Origin of the sequence: Gemmatimonas sp., from assembly GCF_044345575.1 — a bacterium.
Classification (GTDB): Bacteria; Gemmatimonadota; Gemmatimonadetes; order Gemmatimonadales; family Gemmatimonadaceae; genus Gemmatimonas.
This window is the reverse complement of sequence record NZ_JBIJAW010000173.1, coordinates 1-6,941: the sequence shown is the minus strand read 5'-3', so window position 1 is coordinate 6,941 and position 6,941 is coordinate 1. Positions and strand designations below refer to the sequence as shown.

6 protein-coding genes are annotated in these 6,941 nt (G+C 67.6%); all 6 read left to right on the top strand.

The window, feature by feature from the left end; all coding sequences use genetic code 11:
- The coding region (locus tag ACIQ6O_RS10795; RefSeq protein ID WP_396207797.1) for a hypothetical protein at positions 1-588 on the top strand (588 nt) is incomplete at its 5' end.
- A gap of 72 nt (positions 589-660) precedes the next feature.
- Positions 661-1,782 carry a DNA polymerase III subunit delta gene (gene holA / locus ACIQ6O_RS10790; protein ID WP_396207796.1) on the top strand — a complete coding sequence of 374 codons (1,122 nt, stop codon included), beginning with the start codon at positions 661-663 and terminating at the stop codon, positions 1,780-1,782.
- Positions 1,783-1,788: 6 nt separating this feature from the next.
- Positions 1,789-2,727, top strand: coding sequence for an SPOR domain-containing protein (locus ACIQ6O_RS10785; RefSeq protein ID WP_396207795.1), 939 nt, complete (start codon positions 1,789-1,791; stop codon positions 2,725-2,727).
- Positions 2,724-5,474 carry a DNA mismatch repair protein MutS gene (mutS, locus tag ACIQ6O_RS10780; RefSeq protein WP_396207794.1) on the top strand — a complete coding sequence of 917 codons (2,751 nt, stop codon included), beginning with the start codon at positions 2,724-2,726 and terminating at the stop codon, positions 5,472-5,474. Before ACIQ6O_RS10785 ends, mutS begins: the two co-directional genes overlap by 4 nt.
- A gap of 10 nt (positions 5,475-5,484) precedes the next feature.
- Positions 5,485-6,060 (top strand): G/U mismatch-specific DNA glycosylase, encoded by a 576-nt coding sequence (gene mug / locus ACIQ6O_RS10775; protein WP_396207793.1) that lies wholly within the window; start codon positions 5,485-5,487, stop codon positions 6,058-6,060.
- A 74-nt stretch (positions 6,061-6,134) separates the two neighbouring features.
- On the top strand, positions 6,135-6,941 hold an 807-nt coding region (locus tag ACIQ6O_RS10770; RefSeq protein ID WP_396207792.1), incomplete at its 3' end, for a glutaminyl-peptide cyclotransferase.

Here is a 6,941-nt window from a genome sequence, read left to right as displayed (position 1 = left end):
ATCGCACCGATGGACTGCACGCACTTTCGCAAACACCACCTCGCGTATCTCGACGATACGCTGCCGGGCCACCTGATGGCCGCTGCGCAGCGTCACGTGCTCGACTGTGATGGGTGTGCGGCCCACGACACGCTGGTCCGGCGGTCGCTCATGGTGGTGCACAACGTGCGACCCGCGCTCCCCGGGCTTGAACCGAGCACCGCGTTCCAGTCGAAGCTGCAGGCCCGGCTGGCCGAGTGTCGGGCCGAGCGCAGCGCCGCCCTCGCAGGTTCGCTGGGCGGCTCCGTGATGCCGCCGGTGGCGCACAACCGGTTCGTCTCGCCATCGCGCACCATGCTCGCCATGGCAGCGAGTGCGGTCATCGGGGCCCTCGCGATCCAGGCGCTTCGCCGTGACACGGCGCCCACCATTGCCATGCAGCCAGTGATGGCCATGCCCCCGGCGCCGGTCTCGGGGGCCCCGTACCTCAATCCCGCGCTCAAGCAGGCCATGGCCACCGGCGCCCCGGCGTGGCCGGCCACGATGATGGTCGACGAGGCGCCGGTGGGGTTCGTGAATGCGCAGTACCGCTTCGCCGAGATGCGCTGAGCGACGCGTCGCCGCGAAAATTCGCCACGAAAAGACGAACAGGGGCTCACCGGCCCCTGTTATTTTGTGCCCATGCCCCCGAAGTCCGCCGCGCCCACCGCGAAGGAAGCCTCCCCCCTCCGAGTCGTCCAGGCCGCGATTCAGGCGCGGCAGTTCGCGCCCGTGTACTACCTGCACGGTGATGACGACTACCTGAAGGACGCGGCCATTCGCGATCTGCTGCAGGCGGCGATCGATCCGTCCACGCGCGACTTCAATCTCGAACAGCGTCGTGGTGGTGATCTCGACGCCGAAGCGGTGGCGAGCCTGCTCACCACACCGCCGATGCTCGCCGAACGACGGGCCGTCGTGCTGCGCGACGTGACCGGGCTCAAGAAGGCGCCCCGCGCGCAGCTGGACAAATACCTGCAGCGTCCGGCGAACGACACGCTCCTGCTGCTCGTGAGTCCGGCGGGCACGAAGGCCGACAGCGCGCTCGCCGATGCGAGTGTCTCCCTCGATTTCGCGCCGCTTACGCCTGAGCGCGTGCGCAAGTGGATCGCGCATCACGCCGGCACGGCGCTGCAGGTGGATATCGCCGACGACGCGGCCCAGCTGCTGCAGCAGGCGGTGGGGAACGACCTGCATCTGCTTGCGGCCGAACTCGACAAATGTGCCAGCTATGTGCTGGGTGCGCACGAGGCGGCCGGTACCGCCAGTGAGGGGACGCGCGCGCTCATCGATGTCGACGCCGTATCGGCGGTGGTCGGCGTGCGGCGTGGCGAAACCGTGACCGACCTGCTCGATGCCGTCGCGCGCCACGATGCGAACACGGCCGTGAATCTGGTGGGGCACGTGTTGGGGCAGCCCAAGGTGACCGCCGTGCAGGTGGTGATGATGCTCGCCACGCAGGCGTTTGCCTTGCGTTTCGGTCGCGCACGTCGTGACGCCGGTATTCCCACGCCGCGACTGCCGCAGGAGTACTTCGCGTTTCTCAAGGAAACGGGTGGCTATCCCGGGCGCCCCTGGGGCGAAGCGGCGTCCGCCTGGACCAAGGCGACGGACAGCTGGAGCGCCGACGCGTGCGAACGCGCGCTCACGCTGCTGCTGGAAGCCGACATGGCACTCAAGGACACGCGCGTGTCCAACGAAGAACAGTTGCTCACCAGTCTCGTGCTGGCGCTGTGCGCCACACGGGCGCGGCGAGCGGCGTAACGAGGCATGATGACACGACTCACGATGTGGTGGGGCACCGCGACGCTCGCGCTCGGGTTGGCCCTGCCGACGGCGCTCACCGCCCAGACGACGACCGTCTCTCCGGCCATGGACCGTGCGATCGCCCGTGCACGCGCGGCGGTGGATGCCGGCAACGGCGACAACGCCCGCACCGTGCTGGACTCGCTCGTGGCGGCTTCGCCGTCGGGGAGCAATGACCTCGCCGAGGCGCTGTTCTGGCGCGCCACGCTGGCCGAGCGACTTGGCGATGCCGAACGCGACTGGAAGCGGCTCGTGATCGACGTGCCACTCGCGCCGCGCGCCAGCGATGCGCTGTTGCGCCTGGGGGAACTCGAGATGCTGCGCGGCCATCCCGCCGATGCGCGCACGTACTTCGCGCGTGTGGTGCGCGAGTTCCCGGCTCCGTCAACGCGGGCCCGCAGCCAGCTGTGGATCGCGAAGAGCTATGCGGCACAGCGCGACATGCCGCGCGCCTGCGTGTCGCTCGCCGACGCCTCGGCTATCGGTGTGCCGGACGGCGAACTCCGGCTGCAGGCCGAAGAGATGGGCCGGCAGTGCGCCACCATCGACCGCAAGCTCATCGCGCAGGTGATGGCGGATACCGTGGCGCCGGCGAAAGCCACTGGCGCGAAAGGCACTGGCGCGAACGCCGTCGGGGCGAAGCCGGCGGCTGCCGCCCGGGTGGCGGAGGTGCCGAAGGGGGCCCGCTTCAGTGTGCAGGTCGCCGCGTTCGATACGCGTGACGAGGCGGCGGATTTTGTGGAGCGGTTGAGTGCACGTGGCATCGAGGCGCGCATCGACGGCAGTGAGAAGCCGTTCCGGGTACGCGTCGGGTACTTTGCCACGCGTGCCGGTGCCAACGCCGAGCTGGCGAAGCTCAAGAAGGTCGGCCAGGCGGGCTTCATCGCGGAGATCGCGAAGTGAGTGGTGGGTCCGCCACGCCGTTGATGCAGCAGTACCGGGAGATCAAGGCGCGTCATCAGGATGCGATCCTGTTTTTCCGCATGGGCGACTTCTACGAGATGTTCTACGAAGACGCCGAAGTGGCCTCGCGTGCGATTGGACTCACGCTGACGTCGCGCAACAACGGTGGGGCGGCCGAGGTACCGCTGGCCGGCATTCCGGTAAAGGCGGCGGCGGAGTATCTGCGCCGGTTGGTGGGGCAGGGGTATCGTGTCGCGATCTGTGAGCAGGTGGAAGACCCGAAGCTCGCCAAGGGGATCGTGAAGCGTGAGGTGATCGAAACGATCACCCCCGGTGCCGTGTTCGCCGACGATTTGCTCGATGGCGCGCGCGCGAACTACGTGTGCGCGGTGGCGATGGGGCGCGACACGATCGGCAAGCAGGCGATGCGTGACGCCGATCGCGTGCGCGAGCAGATCGGCGTGGCCGCGGCCGATCTCTCCACCGGTGAACTTCGCCTGTTCGTGGTGACGACCGCCGACGCACCGGCGGTGCTGGCCCGATTGGCGCCGCGCGAACTGCTGCTCGTGCGCAAGCCGGCCGGTGAGTCGCCGCACGCCGAAATCGAGGCGGCGCTGCGTGTGGTGGACAACGCGCTGGTCACTGAGCGGGAAGGGTGGGAGTTCGACGCGCAGCTCGCGGCCGACGAGCTCACGCGCCAGTTCGCCATCAGCAGTCTCGAAGGGTTCGGGCTCGGTACCGACGATGCCGCCGCCGTGGGTGCGGCGGGGGCGCTGCTGCGCTACCTGCGCGAACTGCAGCCTGGCGGTCTGCCCCATCTCGCGCGTCCCATCGTGGAGCGGCCGGGCGGTGTGATGCCGCTCGACGAAATGACGCGTCGCAATCTCGAACTGGTGGAGTCGCTGCGCGGCGGTGACGTGGCCGGGACGCTACTCAGCGTGCTCGATCGCACGACCACCCCCATGGGGCAGCGCCTGCTGCGCCAGTGGTTGTTGGCGCCACTGCTCGAACGAGACCTCATCGAGCGGCGCCTCGACGCGGTCACCGTACTCGTGCGTGATCCCGTGGGGCGTACCGCACTGCGCGACGCGCTCGATGGCGTGCGCGATGTGGAGCGTCTCGCCAGCAAGGCCGCGGCCGGCCGGGCCACACCGCGCGAAATGCGCGCGCTCGGCGATTCGCTCGCGCGTTTGCCACAGGTGGCGAAGGCGGTACGCGACGTGCTGTCGCACGCCAACCAGGGCGGCTCAGCGGGCGGTGAGCTCGCGGCCATGCTGCACGACTGGGACGATGGTGCCGATTGCGCGGCGAAGCTCACGCACATGCTGGTGGCGCGCCCACCGCTCATGATCGGCGAGGAAGACACCATCGCGCCCGGGGTGGATCCCGATCTCGATGAACTGCGTGCCTTGCGTGACGGCGGCAAGGACGCGATTGCCACGATTCAGCAGCAGGAGCGCGCGCGCACCGGCATCAGCAGCCTCAAGGTGGGCTACAACAAGGTGTTCGGGTATTTCCTCGAAATCTCGAACGCCAACAAGCACCTCGTTCCCGACGATTATCAGCGTCGGCAGACGCTCACGGGCGCCGAGCGCTACGTGACGCCGGCGCTCAAGGAGTACGAGGAGAAGGTGCTGAGCGCGGCGGAGCGCATCGAAACACGCGAGCGCGAACTGTTCGAGGCGTTGCGTCGCGAGGCCGGTGCGGCGATTGCGCGCTGGCAGCAGGTGGCGCGCCGCGTGGCGACGATCGACGTGCTGGCGAGTTTCGCCGACACGGCTGAACGCGAACAGTATGTGCGCCCCGAGCTGCACGATGATTTCGATATGGAGATCGTGGCCGGTCGTCATCCCGTCGTGGAGCGCATGATGGCGCGTGAGAAGTTCATTCCGAACGATCTCGTGCTTACCGACGACGCGCAGCTGATTGTGCTCACCGGCCCCAACATGGCCGGTAAGAGCACCATTCTGCGTCAGGTGGGGCTCATTCAGCTGCTGGCGCAGGTGGGGGCGTACGTGCCCGCCCGCAAGGCGCGGCTCCCGATCGTGGATCGCCTGTTTACGCGCGTGGGCGCGAGCGACAATCTCGTACGCGGCCAGTCCACGTTCATGGTGGAGATGAGCGAGACGAGTGCCATTCTGCATACCGCGACGCGACGCTCCCTGGTGCTGCTCGATGAAATCGGGCGCGGTACCAGTACGTACGACGGCGTGAGCATTGCCTGGAGCGTGAGCGAGCATCTGCACGATGCCATCGGGTGCAAGACGGTGTTCGCCACGCACTATCACGAACTCACGCAGCTGGCGAACGAGCTGGCGGGCGTGCGCAACTTCACGGTGGCCGTGCGTGAAGTGGGCGATCAGGTGCTGTTCCTGCACCGGCTCATTCCCGGCGGCGCCGATCGCAGTTACGGCATTGAAGTCGGGCGCCTCGCGGGGCTGCCCTCACCGGTCATCGCGCGTGCCAAGGAAGTGCTGGCGCTGCTCGAAGGCGAAGGCGAGCAGATGGCGGCGCGTCTCACCGCCGACGGTATGCAGGCGCCGGTGAGCACCAAGCGTCGTGGTCCGCGGCTCAAGCATCAGCTCAACGCTGACCAGTTGGGCTTCTTCGCCGAGCCGGCACCGCCGGTAGACGAAGCCGCCTCGCGTCTCAAGGCTGCCGTGAGCGCGCTCGACACCGACAGCATGACGCCGCTCGAGGCGCTCACCACGCTGGCCGCCCTCAAGAAGGGCGCTGCCACGCCGTGATGGCGCCACGATGACCGCGGGCGAGACGACAGTGGTACCGCCGAAGCCTACCAAGGCCGACCTCGAGGCGGCCGTGCACAAGACAGTGCCCGATCTCGTGGCGCCGAATCTCAAGGTGCTGTTCTGCGGCATCAACCCGGGGCTCTACACGGCGGCGCTCGGTCATCATTTCGGCCGGCCCGGCAATCGATTCTGGCCGGCTCTGCACGGTGCCGGGTTCACCCCGCGGCTGTTCAAGCCGTGGGAGGAACACGACCTGCTGCCGCTGGGGTACGGGATCACCAACATGGTGCCGCGTACCACGGCGGCCGCGTCGGAGCTCACGCCCGACGAGTACGTCGAAGGCGGCAAGCGTCTTACCCGGCTCGTGCAGCACCATACCCCGCGCGTGGTGGCCTTCCTCGGCATTGGTGCGTACCGTTCGGCGTTCGGTCGACCCAAGGCGCAGCTCGGGCTGCAGGATGAACGGCTCGCGGCGAGTCGCCTGTGGGCGTTGCCGAGTCCGAGCGGCCTCAACGCGAATCACCAGCTCGCCGATCTCGTCGCGCTGCTGCGCGATCTCCGCGAGTGGGTCGAGCAGCACTGACATTCCCACCATCTTCCGTGACCGTCATGTCGCACGTTTCGCCATCCCGTGGTCGCTCGCGCGCTTCTGCCGCGATGATTGCGCTTTCCACGCTCGCGTTCGTGGGCACCACCGGCGCGTTCGGTGCCTGCAGTGATGGCGACCCGCAGCCGGCGGTGAATGCAGATAGTACGACCGCGGCCGCACCAGCCGCCTCCAGAACGCCGACCTACACGGTCGAGGTGGTGGCCGAGTATCCGCACGATACGGCGGCCTTCACGCAGGGGCTGCTGTGGCACGAGGGGCGGCTGTTCGAAAGCACTGGCCAGGTGGGCACATCGAACATCCGCGAAGTGACGCTCGCGTCAGGCAAGGTGGTGCGTCAGCAGGATCTCGAGGAGCCGCACTTCGGCGAAGGGATCGTGATTCTTGGCAACACGCTCTACCAGATCACCTGGCAGAGCGGTAAGGCGTTCACGTACGACTGGAAGACCTTCAAGCGTACGGGCGAGTTCAAGTACGACGGCGAAGGATGGGGGCTCACCACCGACGGCACGTCGATCATCATGAGCAATGGCAGCAACGTGCTCATCTACCGCGATCCCAAGACGTTCGCCGCCATGAAGGCGGTGGAGGTGAAGGATCAGGGGAACACGGTGCCGCAGCTCAACGAGCTCGAGTGGGTGAAGGGGGAGATCTGGGCCAACGTGTGGCAGAAGGATTCGATCGCGCGCATCGACCCGGCCACAGGTGAGGTGAAGGGCTGGATCGACCTCACCGGCATTCTGCCGAAGCTCGATCGCACCGGCAAGGAAGACGTGCTGAACGGCATCGCCTACGACGTGGCCACCGACAAGATCCACGTGACGGGAAAGTTGTGGCCGAAGGTGTATGAGGTTCGG

What these genes read in the sequence shown, in the direction of transcription:
- ACIQ6O_RS10785 (WP_396207795.1), top strand. Translation starts at nt 1,789, where the DNA reads ATGATGACACGACTCACGATGTGGTGGGGCACCGCGACGCTCGCGCTC.
- holA (WP_396207796.1), top strand. Translation starts at nt 661, where the DNA reads ATGCCCCCGAAGTCCGCCGCGCCCACCGCGAAGGAAGCCTCCCCCCTC.
- mug (WP_396207793.1), top strand. Translation starts at nt 5,485, where the DNA reads ATGACCGCGGGCGAGACGACAGTGGTACCGCCGAAGCCTACCAAGGCC.